At 40.1% G+C, this 19,131-nt stretch carries 23 protein-coding genes and 1 pseudogene; 17 read left to right on the top strand and 7 right to left on the bottom strand.

What is annotated here, in order from left to right; genetic code table 11:
• The first annotated feature begins 25 nt into the window (after positions 1-25).
• From HYI04_RS06110 to HYI04_RS06055, 12 genes are all read left to right on the top strand, one after another.
• The gene (locus HYI04_RS06110) at positions 26-1,402 is read left to right on the top strand and encodes a phage tail protein (RefSeq protein WP_010326499.1); all 1,377 of its coding nucleotides are present in this window, start codon (positions 26-28) and stop codon (positions 1,400-1,402) included.
• A 10-nt stretch (positions 1,403-1,412) separates the two neighbouring features.
• A complete protein-coding gene (locus tag HYI04_RS06105; RefSeq protein WP_010326498.1) occupies positions 1,413-1,700 on the top strand; it encodes a hypothetical protein in 288 nt (95 codons plus the stop codon).
• A gap of 89 nt (positions 1,701-1,789) precedes the next feature.
• A complete protein-coding gene (locus HYI04_RS06100) occupies positions 1,790-2,965 on the top strand; it encodes a phage tail sheath protein (protein ID WP_010326497.1) in 1,176 nt (391 codons plus the stop codon).
• A gap of 38 nt (positions 2,966-3,003) precedes the next feature.
• Positions 3,004-3,519 (top strand): phage major tail tube protein, encoded by a 516-nt coding sequence (locus tag HYI04_RS06095; RefSeq protein WP_010326496.1) that lies wholly within the window; start codon positions 3,004-3,006, stop codon positions 3,517-3,519.
• Positions 3,520-3,581: 62 nt separating this feature from the next.
• Positions 3,582-3,920 carry a phage tail assembly protein gene (locus HYI04_RS06090; RefSeq protein WP_010326495.1) on the top strand — a complete coding sequence of 113 codons (339 nt, stop codon included), beginning with the start codon at positions 3,582-3,584 and terminating at the stop codon, positions 3,918-3,920.
• Positions 3,921-3,937: 17 nt separating this feature from the next.
• The gene (locus HYI04_RS06085; protein WP_081241752.1) at positions 3,938-4,054 is read left to right on the top strand and encodes a GpE family phage tail protein; all 117 of its coding nucleotides are present in this window, start codon (positions 3,938-3,940) and stop codon (positions 4,052-4,054) included.
• Positions 4,055-4,113: 59 nt separating this feature from the next.
• Complete coding sequence (locus HYI04_RS06080) at positions 4,114-6,645, top strand: phage tail tape measure protein (RefSeq protein ID WP_256732932.1); 2,532 nt, start codon at positions 4,114-4,116, stop codon at positions 6,643-6,645.
• Positions 6,646-6,650: 5 nt separating this feature from the next.
• Positions 6,651-7,091, top strand: coding sequence for a phage tail protein (locus HYI04_RS06075; protein WP_010326493.1), 441 nt, complete (start codon positions 6,651-6,653; stop codon positions 7,089-7,091).
• Complete coding sequence (locus HYI04_RS06070; RefSeq protein ID WP_010326492.1) at positions 7,088-8,395, top strand: contractile injection system protein, VgrG/Pvc8 family; 1,308 nt, start codon at positions 7,088-7,090, stop codon at positions 8,393-8,395. Before HYI04_RS06075 ends, HYI04_RS06070 begins: the two co-directional genes overlap by 4 nt.
• 142 nt (positions 8,396-8,537) lie before the next feature.
• Positions 8,538-8,813 carry an ogr/Delta-like zinc finger family protein gene (locus tag HYI04_RS06065; protein ID WP_081241753.1) on the top strand — a complete coding sequence of 92 codons (276 nt, stop codon included), beginning with the start codon at positions 8,538-8,540 and terminating at the stop codon, positions 8,811-8,813.
• The gene (locus HYI04_RS06060; RefSeq protein WP_178896008.1) at positions 8,806-9,006 is read left to right on the top strand and encodes a TraR/DksA C4-type zinc finger protein; all 201 of its coding nucleotides are present in this window, start codon (positions 8,806-8,808) and stop codon (positions 9,004-9,006) included. Before HYI04_RS06065 ends, HYI04_RS06060 begins: the two co-directional genes overlap by 8 nt.
• On the top strand, positions 9,003-9,164 hold the full coding sequence (locus HYI04_RS06055; RefSeq protein ID WP_155115398.1) for a hypothetical protein: 162 nt from the start codon (positions 9,003-9,005) through the stop codon (positions 9,162-9,164). The genes HYI04_RS06060 and HYI04_RS06055 overlap by 4 nt, the downstream gene beginning before the upstream one ends.
• 479 nt (positions 9,165-9,643) lie before the next feature.
• Here HYI04_RS06055 and HYI04_RS06050 read toward each other — a convergent pair whose 3' ends face one another.
• The 5 genes from HYI04_RS06050 to HYI04_RS06030 form a co-directional block, all read right to left on the bottom strand.
• A complete protein-coding gene (locus HYI04_RS06050; protein WP_035330444.1) occupies positions 9,644-9,916 on the bottom strand; it encodes a DUF4236 domain-containing protein in 273 nt (90 codons plus the stop codon).
• Positions 9,917-10,255: 339 nt separating this feature from the next.
• Positions 10,256-10,573: a hypothetical protein gene (locus HYI04_RS06045; RefSeq protein ID WP_010326489.1), complete on the bottom strand. Its 318-nt coding sequence runs from the start codon at positions 10,571-10,573 to the stop codon at positions 10,256-10,258.
• Positions 10,574-10,586: 13 nt separating this feature from the next.
• The gene (locus HYI04_RS06040) at positions 10,587-11,345 is read right to left on the bottom strand and encodes a hypothetical protein (protein WP_010326488.1); all 759 of its coding nucleotides are present in this window, start codon (positions 11,343-11,345) and stop codon (positions 10,587-10,589) included.
• Positions 11,346-11,348: 3 nt separating this feature from the next.
• Positions 11,349-12,380, bottom strand: a complete 1,032-nt coding sequence (locus HYI04_RS16900; protein ID WP_010326487.1) for a CydX/CbdX family cytochrome bd oxidase small subunit — start codon at positions 12,378-12,380, stop codon at positions 11,349-11,351.
• Positions 12,381-12,487: 107 nt separating this feature from the next.
• Positions 12,488-13,528, bottom strand: coding sequence for a hypothetical protein (locus HYI04_RS06030; RefSeq protein ID WP_058952067.1), 1,041 nt, complete (start codon positions 13,526-13,528; stop codon positions 12,488-12,490).
• A gap of 315 nt (positions 13,529-13,843) precedes the next feature.
• On the opposite strand from HYI04_RS06030, the gene HYI04_RS06025 reads away from it, so the two are divergent.
• A complete protein-coding gene (locus tag HYI04_RS06025) occupies positions 13,844-14,038 on the top strand; it encodes a hypothetical protein (protein ID WP_010326484.1) in 195 nt (64 codons plus the stop codon).
• Between the two features lie 172 nt (positions 14,039-14,210).
• Positions 14,211-14,426 carry a hypothetical protein gene (locus tag HYI04_RS06020; protein WP_010326483.1) on the top strand — a complete coding sequence of 72 codons (216 nt, stop codon included), beginning with the start codon at positions 14,211-14,213 and terminating at the stop codon, positions 14,424-14,426.
• A gap of 13 nt (positions 14,427-14,439) precedes the next feature.
• Here HYI04_RS06020 and HYI04_RS06015 read toward each other — a convergent pair whose 3' ends face one another.
• Positions 14,440-15,378: a putative phage abortive infection protein gene (locus tag HYI04_RS06015; protein WP_058952068.1), complete on the bottom strand. Its 939-nt coding sequence runs from the start codon at positions 15,376-15,378 to the stop codon at positions 14,440-14,442.
• 20 nt (positions 15,379-15,398) lie between these two features.
• Positions 15,399-15,740: a helix-turn-helix transcriptional regulator gene (locus HYI04_RS06010; RefSeq protein WP_010326481.1), complete on the bottom strand. Its 342-nt coding sequence runs from the start codon at positions 15,738-15,740 to the stop codon at positions 15,399-15,401.
• Positions 15,741-15,832: 92 nt separating this feature from the next.
• On the opposite strand from HYI04_RS06010, the gene HYI04_RS06005 reads away from it, so the two are divergent.
• The 3 genes and pseudogenes from HYI04_RS06005 to HYI04_RS05995 all read left to right on the top strand — a co-directional run bounded on the left by HYI04_RS06005 (position 15,833) and on the right by HYI04_RS05995 (position 19,105).
• The gene (locus tag HYI04_RS06005; RefSeq protein WP_010326480.1) at positions 15,833-16,024 is read left to right on the top strand and encodes a hypothetical protein; all 192 of its coding nucleotides are present in this window, start codon (positions 15,833-15,835) and stop codon (positions 16,022-16,024) included.
• Positions 16,025-16,116: 92 nt separating this feature from the next.
• Positions 16,117-18,751 (top strand): annotated as a pseudogene (locus tag HYI04_RS06000) (toprim domain-containing protein).
• Positions 18,752-18,826: 75 nt separating this feature from the next.
• The gene (locus HYI04_RS05995) at positions 18,827-19,105 is read left to right on the top strand and encodes an HTH domain-containing protein (RefSeq protein WP_010326477.1); all 279 of its coding nucleotides are present in this window, start codon (positions 18,827-18,829) and stop codon (positions 19,103-19,105) included.
• Positions 19,106-19,131 lie beyond the last annotated feature (26 nt).

Below are 19,131 nucleotides of genomic sequence, written 5' to 3'. Positions count from 1 at the left end.
ATTATAAGATTGGAGAATTTTTAGAATGTTATATAAAACTATTCATACAACAATAGGTCTGCAGCTATTAGCAAGTGCCGAGGCTACGGGTTCAAAAATTGAAATCACCCATATGGCTGTTGGTGATGGAAACGGTAATGAAATCATACCCAATCCGACGATGAAACAATTAAAACGTGAACGGTTTCGTGCACCAGTCAACCGAATATACCAAGATCCAGAAAATGAAAATTTATTCACTGCAGAGTTAATTATTCCCGTTGAAACAACGAGTTTTGTCGTTCGTGAAATTGCTGTATTTGACAGAAATGGCAATATGCTCATGATTGGTAATACACCTGAAGTACATAAACCATCTTTAAGTGATGGTGCATTCAGTGACTCTGCATATCGCATTCCATTTGTTGTGAGTAACAGTGACAGTATTGAGTTAAAAATTGATCCCAACGTGGTTACTGCGACACACAGTTGGATCATGAATACTTTGACAACAGCATATTTTTTCCCGGGTGGAACGATTGGTCAAGTTCTGAAGAAAAAATCGAACATTGAAGGAGACATAGAGTGGGATGATGCTTCTAATGCGGACGTCTTTGTTAATACAGTTGAAGAAGAGCAATCGCTAGTTGCTAACCAAACTATTGTAGATCTCACTAGCACGACTACCCGTGGTGCAGCGGTGTACATTAATGGCGAACGTATTACCAACAAAGTTGGTGCCAATGGTTGGCTTGCAACCTCAAATACGCAAATTACTTTGGGTAAGGCTTATGCTGGGGCCAAAATCCTGATTGTTCAAAATGAACCTTTAGGAGCTGCACCTTATCCTTTGGCTCAAAAAAATAACCTTTCCGACATCTTAAATAAACCTTTAGCACGCCAGAACTTAGGTGTCATGAGTTCGGATGAGGCGAGATACAATGACTGTCCACCTGGTACTGTTATCACTTTGGCTTCACAAAATATCCCGACTGGTTACCGATTATTAAAATGTAATGGTGCAGCTTATTCTCGGACTGCTTATGCAGATCTATTTGCTGCAATCGGTATTTATTATGGTGCTGGCGATGGCGTAAATACTTTTAACGTGCCTGATGCACGTGCAGAGTTTCCACGTTATGCAGATGATGGACGTGGTATTGATGTTGGTCGTTTAATCGGCAGCAAACAAGGTGATGCAATTCGAAACATTACAGGTGACACACCTGGTGGGTCAGGTGCAAGAGTGCCCGCATCTTCATATACTGGCGCTTTTTCTCTAAGTGAAAAAGCGGCTGGAAGAATTTCAACAGGTGAAAATTGGGGCTTACTCACAGCAACATTTGATGCATCGCGTGTTGTACCCACTGCAAATGAAAACAGACCACGTAACATCGCATGGCTTGCCTGTATCCGCTATTAAGGAATGAAACATGAATCAGATTACCGTGTATCAAACCAATTATTCAGGTTTATTTGTTGGAGAGACAATAGCCAATGAGTCACCACTTGAACCTGGTGTATTTGCTATCCCTGCAGGTTGTGTCGAGATAGCACCACCTTCTGAATGGTCTGAAGAACAATGGCCACGTTGGAATGGTTTCAAATGGGAACTGATCCAAAAGCCTGAAGTTCAGCAAGTGGAAACACCAGAAGAAAAACTGGCTGAATTTTTGAAAAACAATCCTGATGTTCTGTCTTTAATAAACTCCAATTTGTAGCATACCCTCTTACAAAACCTCGCGCTTAAAACGTGGGGTTTTGTATGTAAGCCTTTTGATGAACTAGAACATCAACAAAAGGTTGCCCTATGGCATTAGATGAATATCACCACGGTGTCCGTGTTGCAGAGGTCAATAACGGTACGCGTTCGATCCGTACAGTGGCCACCAGTATTATCGGTTTGATTGCAACCGCTTCAGATGCGGATGCTACCTCCTTTCCACTCAATACACCTATCCTCATCACCAATATCCAAAGCGTGATTGGTAAAGCAGGAAAGTTAGGTACCTTAAAGTCGTCGCTACAAGCGATCGTCGACCAAACCAATACAACGGTTGTAGTTGTCCGTGTGGATAGCGCTGAGACAGAAGCAGAACAAAGTTCACTTGTCATTGGAACTACAACAGCTTCAGGTCAATACACAGGCTTAAAAGCCCTACTCACGGCAAAAGCAAAACTGGGTGTGACTCCTCGTTTAATTGGTGCACCAGGACTTGATACCCAAGCAGTAACGACAGCACTGGCGAGCACTGCACAAAAGCTACGTGCTTTCGCTTATGCCTATGCTTATGGCTGCGGAACCAAAGAAGAAGTTGTGGCTTATCGTGAATCGTTTGCTGCACGAGAACTCATGCTGATCTGGCCTCAGTTCATTCATTTCAATACCGAGACTTCGCAAAATGAAGCTATCTCCCCTGTAGCTTATGCACTGGGGCTACGTGCCAAAATTGACAATTTAACAGGTTGGCACAAAGTTATTTCCAATGTCGCGGTCAGTGGTGTTGTTGGTATTAGTAAAGATGTCTGGTGGGATCTACAGCAAACTGGCACAGATGCCGACTATCTCAACTCAAATGGCATTACTACGCTCATTCGTGAAGATGGCTTTCGCTTTTGGGGCTCTCGTACCTGCGACGCGGAAGGACTATTTCCTTTCGAGAACTACACACGCACGGCTCAAATCATTGCTGACACGGTTGCTGAAGCGCATATGTGGGCAGTCGATAAACCACTTCATCCATCACTGGCCAGCGACCTCATTGAGGGCATTCGCGCCAAACTCAGTGACCTAACCAATAACGGCTACCTCATGGGTGGTGAAGCTTGGTATGACGAGACAAAGAACCCTGTAGAAAATTTAAAAGCAGGAAAATTCCGCCTCTCTTATGACTACGGTCCAGTTCCACCACTTGAAGATCTTGGCTTCTACCAAATGATCACAGACGACTACCTCGCAGATTTTGGCGCACGAATCACAGCATAAAGCTGTGATTTGTCCTCCCCCTATTTGAGTAAACACACATGGGATTACCAAACAAACTTAAAAACATGAACCTATTCAATGATGCTGAATCATTGGTCGGTGAAGTTGCGGAATGTACGCTTCCAACCTTAGGACGTAACTTCGAGAACTGGCGAGGTGGTGGTATGAATGGCCCTGTTGCCATCGACCAAGGTATGTCTGAAGACTCTATCGATTTTGAATGGAAAATCGGAGGTCTCAATCTGACATCACTACGTCAGTTCGGCATTACCTCTGCCTCTGGCGTCTTACTACGCTTCGCTGGTGCATATCAACAAGACGACACAGGTGCAGTCACTCCTGTCGAAGTTGTGATTCGTGGTCGTCATGAAGAAATCAGTATGGGTACCCAAAAGCCTGGTGATGACACTGAACAAACCATTAAAACCAAATGGACCTATTACAAGCTTACGGTCAACGGCAATAAAGAAATTGAAATCGATACTTTGGCCATGAAAGAAATCGTCAACGGTGTCGATCGTTTAGAAGCACAGCGTAAAGCCTGCGGTCTGTAATGCCCGACCTACTGCACAATTTTATGCAGTAGGTCTTTTTTAAACTTAGGAATTCAAACGCGATGAATATGCAACAACAAGCAGAAAACCTCGAAGTAATCAAAAACCCAAACGAAGCCCAATACACCCTTGAAACACCAATTCAAGTTGGTGGACAAACCATTTCGGAAATTATGATTCGTAAGCCAGGTACGGTCGCACTTTCTGGACTCTCCCTCCAGGACATTTACCGTTCCGATGTAAATGCACTCTGCCAAATCATTCCCAAATGTGTATGGCCACAAATCCCACGTGAAGCAATGCCCCTTTTAGACCCAGTTGATCTTGGTCAAATTGCAGGTCACATCATCTATTTTTTGATGCCGAAGTCGCAACGTGCAGCGACCGATATCCAATTATAGACAGTATTCCCGATGTCATGGCCAACATAGCTTTGGTCTTCCACTGGTCACCACGCGACTTCGCAGAAATGAGCCTCAGCGAATTATTTATGTGGCACCAAAAAGCTTTAGAGCGTAATCAAACCAACGAGTGAAGGTATTCCCACCAATGTCGACCTTAAATTTACGCGTTTTTTTTGACGCAAAGGACAATATGTCTGGCCCCATGAAGGCGATTATTGGTGGCTCACAGAACCTCGGTACCGCCTTTAAAAAAACGCGTACTGAGCTTAAAGCGCTTCAGGATCAACAAGGCCATATCAACCGCTATAAGGAAACGCAAACTGCCTTAGAGGCTACAGCCAATAAAACGGCAGAGTATCGGAGTGAATTAAAGCAACTACAAAGCTTACAGAAAAACGGTAACACCTTAACCGAGACTCAACTCAACAAAATTAAAAACCTCGAACAAGGGATTCGCCGGCTCAAGAGTACTGAAACCACCCAACGTAACGAATTGCAAAACCATATCCAAACTTTGCAAAAAGCTGGACTCAATGTCGACAAACTATCCAGAGGTGTAGAACAGCTCACTGACGAAGAAAGTGCGCTTAAAAATAAAATCCACCTCACCACCATGGAGTTGAATAAACGTCGTGATGCCTTGGATAAAAACAGTAAGGCGCAAGAGCGTTTTGCCAAAACCCAAGCCATCCTACAAAAAGGTTCAGACTTCGCCAAAAAAGGCTTAATGGTGGCAGGTGTTGGCACGGCAGCCATGACTGTGCCCGTAAAACTGGCCATCGATTATGAGTCCTCTCTAGCCGATGTCAAAAAGGTCTTTAACGGTACCGAAGCTGAGTTCAAATCCATTAATAATGAAATTGTTGAAATGTCGACTCGTTTGCCTATGGCAGCCAAGGACATTGCTGCGATTGTCGCCGCTGGTGCGCAGTCCGGTATTGCAAGTAAGGAGCTCACCACCTTTGCTGAAACGGCTGTAAAAATGGGTGTAGCCTTCGATATTTCGGCTGAAGAATCTGGTCAGTCGATGGCTGAACTACGAACAGCTTTTCGGATGTCACAGGCACAAGTAACCACCCTAGCCGACCAAATTAACTACTTAGGCAACAATACCCCAGCAGCAGCCAAAGGCATTTTAGAAATTGTACAAAGGATTGGACCCCTTGGTGAAGTCGGAGGCTTTGCTGCCTCTAGTATTGCCGCGTTAGGTGCGACCTTACGAGGTATGGGTATTCAAGAGGAAATTGCTGCGACTGGTATTAAAAATACTATGTTGGCCTTGGTTGCGGGCGAGTCTGCAACTAAGGGGCAAATCTCAGCCTATAAAGAGCTTGGTTTGGACTATGGCAAAGTCGCAAAAGACATGCAAAAAGATGCCAACGGGACGACTCTCATGGTGTTAAAGCAGATTGCTGCCTTAGACAAATACAAACAGGCTTCCGTTCTTTCAGATTTATTTGGTAAAGAGTCATTGAGTGCGATCGCACCGCTGCTCACCAACATGAGCGCCCTTGAGAAGAATCTGGGCTTGGTAGCAGATAAAAGCCAGTATGCCGGCTCCATGGAAAAAGAGTATGCAGCACGTGCAGCAACGTCGGCGAACAATATCAAATTATTAAAAAATGGCGTGGCTGCATTAGGTATCGATATCGGTAACGTCCTACTGCCACCACTAAATAGTTTAATCCTCAAAGTACGTACGTTTACCAATGACGTCCGTAACTGGGCAAAAGAAAATCCAGCACTTGCTGCAACCCTCACCAAAGTGGCAGTCGCAGGCATTGTTTTACTGGGTGGTATATCAGCGCTTGTGCTGGGTATTGTGACCTTGCTAGGGCCGTTAGCTATTTTAAAAATGACATTCGGCGCTTTAGGGATTGGTTTTGGTGCCTTAGGTGCAATTTTCTCCCCTGTCGGTTTAGTTATTTTAGGGGTAGTCGCTGCGGTAGCAGGTGCTGCCTATCTCATCTACCGCAATTGGGAGCCAATTTCAGGTTTCTTTAAATACGTTTGGTCAACCATCAAAACCGCTTTTAGTGGTGGGATTTTAGGTGTAAGTGCACTCATCCTAAACTGGTCACCATTAGGTTTGTTCTATTCTATATTTGCCAAAGTCCTTTCTTGGTTTGGCATAGAGCTTCCCGCTAAATTCACTGGCTTTGGTAGCATGTTGGTGAAAGGTTTAATCAACGGAATTAAATCAATGTTCCCTGGGCTGCAAAGTATTTGGTCACAAGTCACCAATTTCATGCCCGACTTTATGCGGAAGAAAATGGATATTCACTCTCCGAGCCGTGTCATGGCAGGCATGGGCGGTCATATTGTCGATGGTATAGGTGTAGGACTGAATAACCGCACACCTGCCCTACAGAGTCAGTATCGGCAAACGCTTGGCGTCTTTGATAGTGCTATGCCAACAGTGGGCTCAGGCACCAAACAACCTTTGATAGGTGCAAGCGCCTCAAAGGGAAATACCCAACCATCAAAATCGATGAGTGGCCACGATGCTTGGAATCAAAATGCACCCAAATTTCAGAGAGCAACGCCTATTCAAAACCATAGGAATATCACGATTCATAATAGCGACAATATTCAGATTCACATCGACAACAGCGGTAAAGGTGTTTTACACAACGCTGCCAATGAAGTACGCCAAGCTTTAGCCCAGCGCGATCGGGAACGCAGTGCGCTGATCCGTCGTATGTTGACAGATCGGGAGTAAGACACATGATGATGGCACTTGGTTTATTCGTATTTCAACTCTCGACCGCATCTTATCAAGAGCTACAGCGCTCAACGGCTTGGCGACATCCAAGTAACAGCCGTGTGGGCAATACCCCTGCCTATCAGTTCACTGGAAAAGATGAAGAAACCATCAATTTATCCGGTGTAATTTATCCTGAAATTACGGGCTACCAAAACTCGCTCGATATGCTACGCAACATGGGTGACACAGGTAAGCAGTACATTTTAATTGAAGGGACTGGAAAGATTTATGGGTTGGTGATTATTAAGGACGTTCAGGAAACCCGTTCCAACTTTTTCCATAATGGCGGTACCCGAAAAATTACGTTTAGCGTCTCTTTAATCATCACCGAAGACACTACCAAGAAACTGTTGGGTGCTACAGGTCAGGCATTGTTAAGTCTTGGGGGTCTCATTTTATGAGTTTTATGCCCTCTAACACTGAGCAATATACAAGCCTCAATAACTATCCGCATGCTATTTACCGCATTACCGTGAATGATATTGATATTTCATCGACTTTGGCATCGCGTCTCGTTGGACTGAGTTTGCAAGACAACCGAGGAATGGTGGCAGATAGTGTCGACCTCACTTTAGACGACAGTGACAACGCGCTCGAAATTCCTTCTGTCGGTGCAGAAATGAAAGTTTGGCTCGGTTGGTCGGACACGGGCCTGATGTATAAAGGGTCTTATTTGGTCACGGGCGGTTCACATTCTGGTGCCCCAGATGTTCTGAGAATATCGGCTGAAAGTACCGACCTTGCAGAAGCATTTCGTCAAAAGCGAGAGCGATCGTTCCACCAACAGACCATAGCAGAAATTTTCCAGGCATTGGCCTTTGACTATGGTTTAAAAGTGATGGTACACAGCAGTTTAAGCAGTCGTAAGGTTTCACATATCGACCAGAATGACTCCGATGCCAATATCATGACCCGCATAGCCGATGAACACGATGCGATTGCAACAGTCAAAAACAATACCCTTCTTTTACTTCCCATTGGTGAGGCACAGACCAGTTCAGGGCTCGACCTACCTGCAGTTGAACTGGTCAGATCTGACGGTGACCAACACTCATATTCTTATGGGCAAAGTCATGACAAAGTGGAGTGTGTAAAAGCCTATTATCACAGCCCGAAAAAGGGTGAAAAGCTGTATGTGATTGTCGGTAGTCATACGGATAACCCTAAAGAAATTCGCTTTATTCACCGTGACAAGAAAACAGCCGAACTGGCCGCTTTAGCTGAATTAAAACGATGTAAACGGGCTGAGCAATCTTTGTCTTATACCTTGGCCAAAGGTCGACCCGATTTACTCCCGGAGCAAGAGTTTTCATTTGTGGGTTTAAAGGCTCAGATCGATGAAATCGTTTGGCTAGGCAAAACCATTACCCATGACTTAAACGAATCTTCAGGCTATACCACACGTATAGAGCTAGAGGTACAACTGCCTAATGCTGACGATGTTTCCATACTGTTTGATGACACGACTAAAATTGAGCAAGAGAAAAAGACCAAGACAGGTTCAGGGCAAAGAAAAGCGAAAAACTATAAAACCTATACTGGTGTAAAAACATGGTATTCGGCAAAGCCTAAACCTCAGCTTATGACGGTAGGTGACCAAAGCCAGCCTTTGATATTGGTACGCACTTATAAGAGTAAAAAGACGGCTCAAGTGGCATTAAATCGGGAGTGGGCTCGTATTCAAAAAGCCAAAGGCGAAAAATAAAAAAAGCTGCCAGTTATTCACTGAGCAGCTATCAAGAGGGTCTAATTAAAATAACGATATTTCGTACATAAATCAACATTAAATCACCATATATAATACTTTTATTATACAATAAGTACGATAAACCGAGAACAGGTCACGTATGGCAAATACAAGAAATCAGAATGCTTGTCCGCACTGCGGATCTAAAGTGATTATTCGGCATTCTCAAGTTGAAAATCCGCTTTTAAAAACACTTTATGGACAGTGCCAAAACCTTGAATGTGGTTGGACTGGTCGGGCTCATTTGGAATGGGCTGCCACGATTTCCCCATCAGCTACACCTAACCCCGCTATCAAGCTTCCTCTTTCACAATGTGCGCTTGCAAGAAACATCATTAACCATGACGCACGCCAGCTTCGGAGTCGTCATGGCTGATATTATAGATATCGCTCAACAACGCCAGCTAGAACAGGTTCGTATCCAACCTAAGGACTATTCACAGCCTTCACTTTCTGAGTGTGAAGAATGTGGGAATGACATTCCACCAGAACGTCAAAAGTATGGTGCAGTGGCTTTGTGTGTTGCTTGCCAGAGTAATTTAGAGTTAAAGCGGAGTTTATACCGATGATTCATTTTGGAATTATTTTTATTGTTTTGTTTGTGGTGGCTTTGGTTCTTTTATGGATGATTTTGGACTATCAATACATTCGTATGCAAAGCTTGCTAAAACAAGAGCACAGCATGATTGAACGTTGTATTGATAAAGTGCGAGCAAGGGAGATCTAAATGTGGATCTACCCTTTTCTCATGGGCATTATGATTGGCTGTATTTCTATCAGTATTTATTTCTTATATTTCATAAATTAAATGCAAGTTTTCAACTTGAAAGCTCATTTCCAAAATAAGAAAAGTCAATTTGTATTATCCCCTCTAACAAATTGAAGTCCGTGAAAAATGCTTCTTTCAAAAATAGACTCACCAGACAAAGCAAAACCCCAAAGATTCACAGTCTTTGAGGTTTCTGTATTCAAGCCTTACACCAACTAAGGATCAAATCATGTCTGAAAGTATAGCATTAATCGTTAAAAGTTTAGAGGTCATCATGGAAAAATATGGCTACTGGAAAGTTAGTTTTCTGATTATCTTATGTATGATCATCTGGCGGTGTTCGTATATTATTACGGCACTAAGATGGTGGTGACTTTAGAATTATCTACCCAAGAATATTTCCTACATCTATAAAACTAAAAGCTCGTAAAGAGCTTTTAGAAAATCCAAATCAAAATAAAGAAAACAATAATTCCAATCCAAATCCAATGAACAGAGCTTTTACTTTTAGGTTTGCTTCGAACATACTGCGAATATGAAGAATATGAAAGACCCGTTTTAGGAATACCGACTGTAGTCCTAGTTCCTTTCTTTCCTAAATTTACCCTTGCACTCTTTCCACCTAAAGAAACACTACTGATTCCTTTTTTGGATACATTAAGTTTTACGCCAGGTGCAATTTTAAAACTTTTTCTAAAATTAAAACCCATCATAATTCTCCTTAAGAATTATCTTCCTGTGCATCTCTTTTTAGACTGGCTAACTGAACCATCTCTACACATAAATTTTCCTTCTGCGGTACAGTGTTTAACTCCACCCTTAGAACCTGAGCATGGTTGGCGTCCACGCCCTGCATCTGCGATAGAAGCAAACCCCACAGAAAGGATTAAACCTAGACAGATTTTTTTAGATATATTTCTCATGATACTTCCCCCTAATTATTAATTTTAAATGCAAGGGAATAGTATCTAAGCTACTTATTTTTATCTACAAAAATACAAATTGTTTAACCCTCTTTAGTCTAATTCCGACTCAGTTCACGTTTATTTTTATACTCTTCTCTTATCACCCAAATTGATTTTATTGCGCCCAAAGTACACGCAAAATATGAGTGTTAAAATAATGGACAATAAGAAGAATACTGGCGCGATCGTGCCTTCAGGATACTTAACTGCCGTTTCGATGCCTAAACCGAGAATCATAAACAGCGTAAGGATCGACAAGAAATGGTGTGTAAAAATAGACATCCGTGAAGGTGTCTCACCATTAAAAGTCAGGAAGTAAGTTTTCGGTAGTAGCAAATACCAAATCATAAGTACTGGGATCGCACACCAAATACCTAAGCCAAACATCAAAGCGTAAATCATATTTTACCGCTCCTTATCCAACCTTATTTTCTTTAACTAAGACAGGATTCTTAGCAATATTTCTTTCTTGCTGACTTTCATCTATTTTTTCTATCTCTAAAAAGTAAAGCGCGGCAAATGGTTTCAAAGTTCTGAATGTATACACTAGCGATATGATAAAAAAGACTATAAAGAAAGAAATGCTTTCAAGTACATTAAAATTAAAAGAAATAAGCTCTGGAAATAAACTAGAAATAAGGTTTAAAAAAATTGGTAGGCCACCTATACCATTTATACCAAAGTACATATAAGGAGTTCTCTTTTCTTGGAGTTCTATACTCTCTTTCGTATATTTAGGTTTTAACTTATATGTTTTTGTCTCTTTATCTTTTTCTAAATACTCACAGCCTTTTTTGTACAGACGAATTGCTCTTTGAGAATCCCTGCATGAAATAATATATTTCAGTAAATCTATATCTTTGTTCTTAAATTTTAAGAAGTTTTCAAGTTTAGAAACTTTGATATGGTATTCCATATCGCCTTTAAATTCGCTTAATGCTTCATCATTCAAAAGGTCTTCTTTTTGCTCAATTTCTCTCAGATATTTTTTATTACTATATTCAGAGTAGACTTTAAAGTGTGAAATTATTCCTGACTTGCCAAACATGTATAAAAATGCAGCTAGAACAATTATAAAAAGTAATGAGCAAATGAAAACTAAACCATATTCACTTTTCATGATTTCACTCAGAATAGCAGTAAAATCTACTTTAGCATCAACATTCGCAGCCATACCTTACCCCTTAACTTTCAACACATCAGTTGCAGCTTTCACCATTTCTGTTGTGCTTTTCAATTGGTCAGAGATCAGGTTACTCATATCTTTATGAGCAGCTCCATCTATTTCACGACCGAAGTATTTCAGCGCAAGTTCTTTACGTACCGAAGCGGCCTCTTCAGTTGGTATGCTTTCCATAAAACTTGGATATGCTTGTAGCTCTACTTGGGTTTGGTAGTTTTGGTCTGCAAGACGCTGATAATGAGTAGATTGCTTTAAAAAATAAGTAATTAAAGTAACTCCGACTACTATTATTGAAGCCTTAAGTACCCAAAACTCAACATTTCCAAGAAAAGCTGGAATTAATACTTTTTTTAGAAAAAATGTCCCTAACGAAATTGCTACCGTTAGTCCAAGTGCCCAATAGAAATACCATCTATAATCTTTTTCTAAACCACGATATTTAGTAACAGCTTGATCATAAATATTCTCAGTTTTCGCATTATCTGCTATATTTCTAATACGACGAAATCTACTTATTTCATCATCAGCATGTAATATTATATTTCTAATTTCATCTGTTATTACTCGACTGTAATTATCTTTTTCACGTTTTAATGCTGTGATAAATGATTCCATAGAAAATAAACTAGCATTCGTTACAGCCAAATCATTTGGCATTAAATAGTAATTTTCCTCATCATACTCCTTGATTACAGTTTTTAAAGGAAGGGATATTGAAAATAAATAATCTAAGTTTTCACTATCTGTTTCAATACTTTCAATTATACTTTTTAACCTTGCGGCTTGCCTGACGCATCCACCTATCAAGTGTTTATTAAGATCAAACAAATCAGGATATTTATCACTGGCTTGATAATCAATATGCTTACCGTCTTTTAATTCCTCTAAGTAATCTATCACCTTTTCAATTTCAACAGTAATTTTTGATTTTATCTTCATATTATCATCTTTAATTCTTTCTATTAGTTTCTGATTATCGCTACTAGTATTACGAATTAAATTCTTTATTGGTTCATCTATTATCATGTTAAATTCAACTTAAGTCACATTCTTTAAAATATTGAAGTTCGTATAGCATCTAAGCTAAAAATTTTTCTATAATAAAATCAGTTACAAACACTAAATATAAAATATCAAGCCGCATCTTTCGGTGATTTATCATCCTTTGGTGCTTCTGCCTTTGGCGACAAATCCTTCACTGCTTTAATAAAGTCTGTATTAGCTTTAATGTTTTCATGCATCAAGTTCTCACCACCTGTATAACTTTCGTGGTGAATACTATTACCAAAGTACTTATAAGCAAGGTCAAAGCGAATTTTTTCTTTCATTTCTTCAGGCATACCTTCCATATATCGTGGAAGTGCATCTAACTCTTTAGCTGTGCGGTAGGCATCATCAGCCAAACGACGGTTCATAAACGAACGTTTTAAAAGAAATGCCGCAAGTGTTGTAGAAAGTACTAGCAGGGATACTTTTTGAATATAAAACTCTGGCGAAAGTTTGCCATGAATTTTTTCTGGAAAATCGGCTTCAATAAATAAAAAATTAAAATTATTTACATAAAATGTTAAGCCTAAAAAATAGAGTATCAATACACCCACTATTGAATAAAATGCAAATTCATAGAAGCGTGCTATTAATCTAAATTTTGTTGAATCATCTTCAAAAATTTTATGGACTTTAATATTTTTCTGATCATCTATCAATGTATTAAGATGATTAATTTTAAGACTTAGCATCTCCTCTTTTGACTTTAACACGTCAACAAGCTCTTCTGACTTCCCCTTATAATCCTTATATGTCTGAATTTGAAAGTCTTTCAAAACACTTCTAGCTAAAACTAAAATTTTGACTTTAAATTCAAGAATGAAAGCCTTAAAATGATTAAAATCACTTATATTTTTTATCTCCTCTCCACTTAAGGAAATAAGATTTTCAATTTCAATCTCAAGTGTTTTTGAAATTACATTAAGTCTTTCAATATAATCAAAAATTTCATTAAATTTCTCGTCTATATCTATTAATAATTTTTCAAAATATCCTGCTTGATCAATAGGAACACAAACTTTATCTAGTGTTTTAGATATTAAATCTTTCAAAGATGAAAGTTCTGACTTTATTTTATTGAAGCGTTCAGTATCATTATGACAGCTTAAATTTAATTCCTCACCCATCCCCAAACCCCCACCCAAATCACAATTTTTTATAAAGTATTGACGCGCATATAGTATCTAAGCTACTCTAAATTTACCACAGCAAAATCTGTGGTTAGGCGTGGAAACCTAAAAACACTAACAGGCGTAAAAAGTCCGCCCATGCGGCTATTTTTTTGCGTAAAATTCGGCTGTGCCTTTTATGGCAGGCTGGATAGGGCAGCTTCGGCTGGCCGTTACCTGTTAGTACGGTATTTCCACCCCTATTCAGTCTGTCACCAATACCGTGGAAAGTGTTGGTGTCAGGTTTAAAACTTGACTAACAGGAACAAGCCAATGAAAACATTCGCTTCAATGCATTCGCACACTTCAAAAAAAGTAAAAGAACATTCCCCTATCTATGACCTAGAGGCATATCTCGAGCGTCAAAGAAAACTCAAACAGCAAAAACTCCTCAAAAACTTTGTCGATGCCACAGTATTTCTAAGCATGGCTGTCATGACCTTTTCTATTTTATTTATGGGGAGCTGATCATGAGTGTACCCACCCAAAACACGACTAAACCAAGCTCAAGGCTTCGCCTAAAGTCGTACTAAAAACGTCATAAAATCAGTAAGTAGTGCGACACTGAAAGTCGCACTACCCTATATTTTGTTAAAGATATTTTAGAAAATATACCCATGATCAATAGACAGGGGGAGCAATGCACTCAACAATAGAAATTAACAGCCATAAAGACATGACTGCCGAACAAATACTGGAAGAAGTTAAATTCCCAATTGAAAACTTAGAACTAATGCTTTCCGCACTCACAAAAATGCATTTAGACCACCCACTCACGGGTGAAGAATTAACGGCTCTATTCAACACACTTCACTATCAAGTCGCCCAAATCTCAAAGGCGGTAAAGAATAAATGAGGAAAACCCTAGCTTAGGCTAGGGTTTCTTTTTTTTCATCGAATACTTTTTGCCAATTAAAAGATTCAAAATTTTTATCTTGGTAAAACTGTATTCCATAGTGAACGAGTTTTTTGTTAAAAAATAGATTAAATATTCTGCCATTTTTTAACTTAGCGTAAACTTGAGGTGTTACAGGTGCAATCCAAAATAAAGTTATTTGCTCTCTCATCGTCATTGACGAGCGTAATACATTAAAATAAAAGTCTTTATCTTTCTCTGTTAAATCGCTTGTATTAATAAAATCAATTAAATTAGCTATTTGTAAAAAATGTGCATACCAATCAGAAAATTCTTTTCCATCGTTTACTTCTAAATCACACTTTCTTATGTGGGAATATATATCCTGCTCAATATATGTAGTTAATTCCTTCCACTCTTTTTTAAAGAGGTTATCAAAGTAACAAAAATAAAAATCAAAAATTTGACATCCAAAATATTCAATCCCATCTCTCTTTACACTTAGTGTTTTTAACTTCTCATCTTTGTAGTTAAGTAATGCATAAAATTTAGTCGCAAAAATTGCATTTCTAGATTCATCCATTTGCTCAGTAGTAATTTTTCTTGTTTCCTTTAAGGAAATAACTTGAAGATAAGTAGTGAATGCAATTGCACATAATGCAATAGATGAAACTATTGTATTCAAACTTCCATAAATATCACCAAGTGGTCCTAATTTAGTAAAATCTGTAAGTTCATTTTCAGGAACATTCCAGAAATTTACTGCCCACCAATTGAAAAAAATTGGATATGTCAGCAATACAAACAAACCTAAAGTGATTGAAATTAACCAAACATAGCTAACTTTTCCTGTAGTAAACCAATTTTTTAAATTTGGAAAAAACTTATGACCCAGTGCAAAAAAACCAACTGCTAAAATTACCCACGCAGATACTTGTAAAATTATTGACATATTTATTAGTGATTTAAAAATTATTTAAATTGATTCGCATAAGTTTCAATAAGTGAAACTAATCCCCCACGCATTTCTTCACGCGTCTGACGGTACAGCTCTATTAGCTTTACTTCAGCCTCAGAGAGCTCCCCACTTTTTACAGGTTGTTCACCCCATAAAATAAAATGAATATTAAACCCGTGAGCTTCGAGCTTGTCTAAATAGTCAGTATTCAGCGGCTCATTGTGCTTCTCAAAACGTCCAATAGAGTTCTTTTTTACCCCAAGTATTTCCGCAAGTTCTTCTTGAGTTTGTATCCCCAAACGCTTCCGTTCATCTCGCAAACGTGTACCGCGAGTATTTAAATCATCATTTTTCATACTTTTTCCTAAAAAAGCACTTATAAAGCATCATAAATAGTACTAAATTTAGAAACACTAAGTATCTAAGTACGATTTATGGTGATTTTCGCATGACTTCAACAAACATTCAAACAAAACCAAAACACACCGAACTAACCCAAGTGCGTTGGACGAAAAAACAGTTAAAAGCCCTCAAGAAAATTGCATTCGAAAATGACACCAAAATTGCCATCTATATCCGTGACTTTATGGTGAAACATCATCCCGAACTACAAGACCCTCCAAGCGATGCGCAATTGTAATGAAAGCATTTTAATAAACATCGCATTGCTACAAAAATGCAAAAAAATACACAAACTCAAACAGTTAAGCCGTTAAATTTTAGTGGGTCTAAATGTCAAATATTCACGTTCTCATAGACGAAAAACTGAATCAGCTCTTCAGCTTTAAACGCGTTGGAGAATGGTATCGTCAAGGCATCTGCCCGAACTGCGGTAAAAAAGAACTCTACACACATGCAGTCAACCCGCGTGTGGTCAAGTGCGCCCGCTTAAACAAATGCGGATATGAAGAACACGTCAAAGAAATCTGCGAAGACCTTTTTAAAGACTGGTCAAAAGACTTTCCGCGTACCAAAGAAAATCCAAATGCCGCAGCAGATGCCTACCTACTCCATGCCCGTGGTTTCGACCCAAACATGCTCAAAGGTCTGTACACGCAGGAACTCTTTAGAAACGACCTCAAATACCCAAACGAAGTCACCGCAACCATTCGCTTTAAACTGGCAAGTGGTATTTATTGGGAACGCTTTATCGACCGTCCAGAGCGCTTCGGACGTCAAAAAGCAAACTTTATTGGTAAGTACGAAGGACATGCATGGACGTTAGAACAGCTCGACACCCTGTGTAATGCACAGTCTATTTGGATTACAGAAGGTATTTTTAACGCAATTGCCCTGAGTTTTAGCAAACAACCAAGTATTGCTACGCTTTCGACCTCAAACTATCCAAGCCTCATTCTCAAGCAAATTACCGACCGTTGTATCGAACTTAAAAAAGACCGACCGCGCCTACGTTGGGCTTTTGATAACGACAAAGCGGGCAAAAAAGCCATTAAGAAGTTTCACCTCCGTGCATTACAGGAAAAGTGGAACTCCACCGCAGCCCTGCCATCTGGTCAGTTAGACTGGAACGACCTCTACCAACGCGACCAACTGCACTCCGAATACCGTGACCAGTACAAACATTATGGCGAACTGCACATAGCTGAATCACCTGAGCAAGCAGGTCTACTCATCTATAACTATAAAGATGCTCGTAGAAAAACCTTTTGGTTTATTCATAACTTCCGCTTGTACTGGTTTAATCTCGACATGGACAAATACACTAAAGAACTGGAACGCATCGAGGCAGATCCAGAGCGCGATTTACTTCTCGATAACCAAAAACGAGAGCTCGCACTCCAGCAGTGTGCTGCGGTTTCCGAAATCTGTAATCGACAGCTCAACCCTCTGTATTTTCAGCGGAATGAAATAACCGATGAGTCCTGGTACTACTTCCAAATTTTAAACCCGGAGAGCGAGGCCAAAGCGACCTTTACCGCAGACCAAATTTCCGCACGGGGTAAGTTTGCCCCGCGTTTATTGTCGGTCCAGGTAGGTGCATGGTGGACGGGGAATGACCATCAACTACTCACCTTCATGAAAAATCAAACCGAGCGTTTACGTGAAGTTAAAACCATCGACTTTATTGGCTACAGCAAAGAATATCAGGCCTATATTTTCAACAAACACGCGGTTTATAAAGGACATGTCATCGACATAAATGACCATGACTTCTACAAAGTCGGACGTATCGAATTAAAAACCTTGGCCAACAGTCCAAATGTTCAGTTAAACCCAAAGTCCACATTTAAACCGACATGGTGGAAAGACTTCTACCGCGTGCGTGGTGCCAAAGGTCTGGTCGCTTTAGCATGGTGGACAGGCTCATATTTTGCCGAGCAAATCCGCACTATGCACAGCTCTTTCCCCTTTATAGAAATCGTCGGTGAAGCGGGTGCAGGTAAGTCACGTTTAATCGAATTTATGTGGAAACTTTCAGGTCGACCAGACTATGAAGGTTTCGATGCAAACAAATCGACCAATGTTGCGGTGTATCGTAACTTTGCTCAAATCTCAAACTTACCTGTCGTACTCATTGAGGGCGACCGTAACGACCAAAACGGTAATTCTGTGGGTAAGCCTAAGTTTTCATGGGATGAATTAAAAGACGCCTATAACGGCCGTGCAATTCGCTCAAAAGGCTTAAAAACCGCAGGAAATGAGACCTATGAGCCTCCGTTTCGTGGTGCAATCATGATTAGCCAAAACACCGCTATTCAGGCATCTGAAGCAATTCTGACACGTACTTTGCACCTACATGACCCATTGCCTCCGTCATGAGGACGCCTTTCTTAAAACCTATGCCGAAAAACTAGAGCAAACCGAAAAAGAGTTTCATAACAATGGCATTACCCATACACGTATTGCCCTTTGCCATGCACAGGTTTCGGCACTCATAGATGCTGTGGCCAAACACATTTTGCATGACGTCATTGACCTTGAAGAAGTCTGTGCAGCCCAAGACATGCTACTCGATATGGCGCATGAACGTGTGAAACAGCTCAATGGTGACCATCCATTGGTGGAGCAATTTTGGGACGTTTACGAATACCTCAATTCAAGCCGGTCTACCGAGTTTTCTATTAACCATTTTGACCATGACGCACATCAAATTGCCATCAACTTGAACGAAGTCTACAAAGTCGCTGCGAAGAACTATCAGCAGCTCCCAGACATTAAAGAAATGAAGAATCTTTTAACCGCCAGCCGACGCTATAAATTTGTCGACAAGAGCCGAGTAGTTAAAAGCCACCGTTATCCAGCAGATGAAGTTAAGAATGCCCTGGAGGACAAAACCTTACGCGAACATACCGTTCGTTGTTGGATATTCCAAAATCCTGCCATTTCAGGAAGCCCAAACTCATGAAAATACAAAACAACAGTAAATCTATAGACTTAACTCATGCACAATTTCACGCAATAGAAAAACAGGGAGGCATAAATGGCTGAGTATGTGATTACGGTTGAAGCCGACCGAGCACCTGAAATTTTATTGGGGCAAAAGCTTTTTGGTGGCAAAGTGACTGCATTAAATTTGGGTAAACGTAAACTCGTGTCGGCATCAGAACTTGCTAAAAAGTATGGTTTATCTAACACGACCGTTAGAACCAAACTGGCCACTATTAACCAGGGAACTTGTGGGAAACATTTATACGATCCAGAAATGGCAGATGCCATGCTCACCAAGAACACACGCACCCATAACCGTAGAAAAAACTAAGTAAAAGAATTAAAAATACCCGCCTT

The sequence above is a fragment of the Acinetobacter sp. SwsAc2 genome (assembly GCF_013391465.1).
GTDB lineage: Bacteria > Pseudomonadota > Gammaproteobacteria > Pseudomonadales > Moraxellaceae > Acinetobacter > Acinetobacter johnsonii.
Note: the sequence above shows the minus strand (reverse complement) of the source record. Positions and strands in the feature narration are given on the sequence as shown.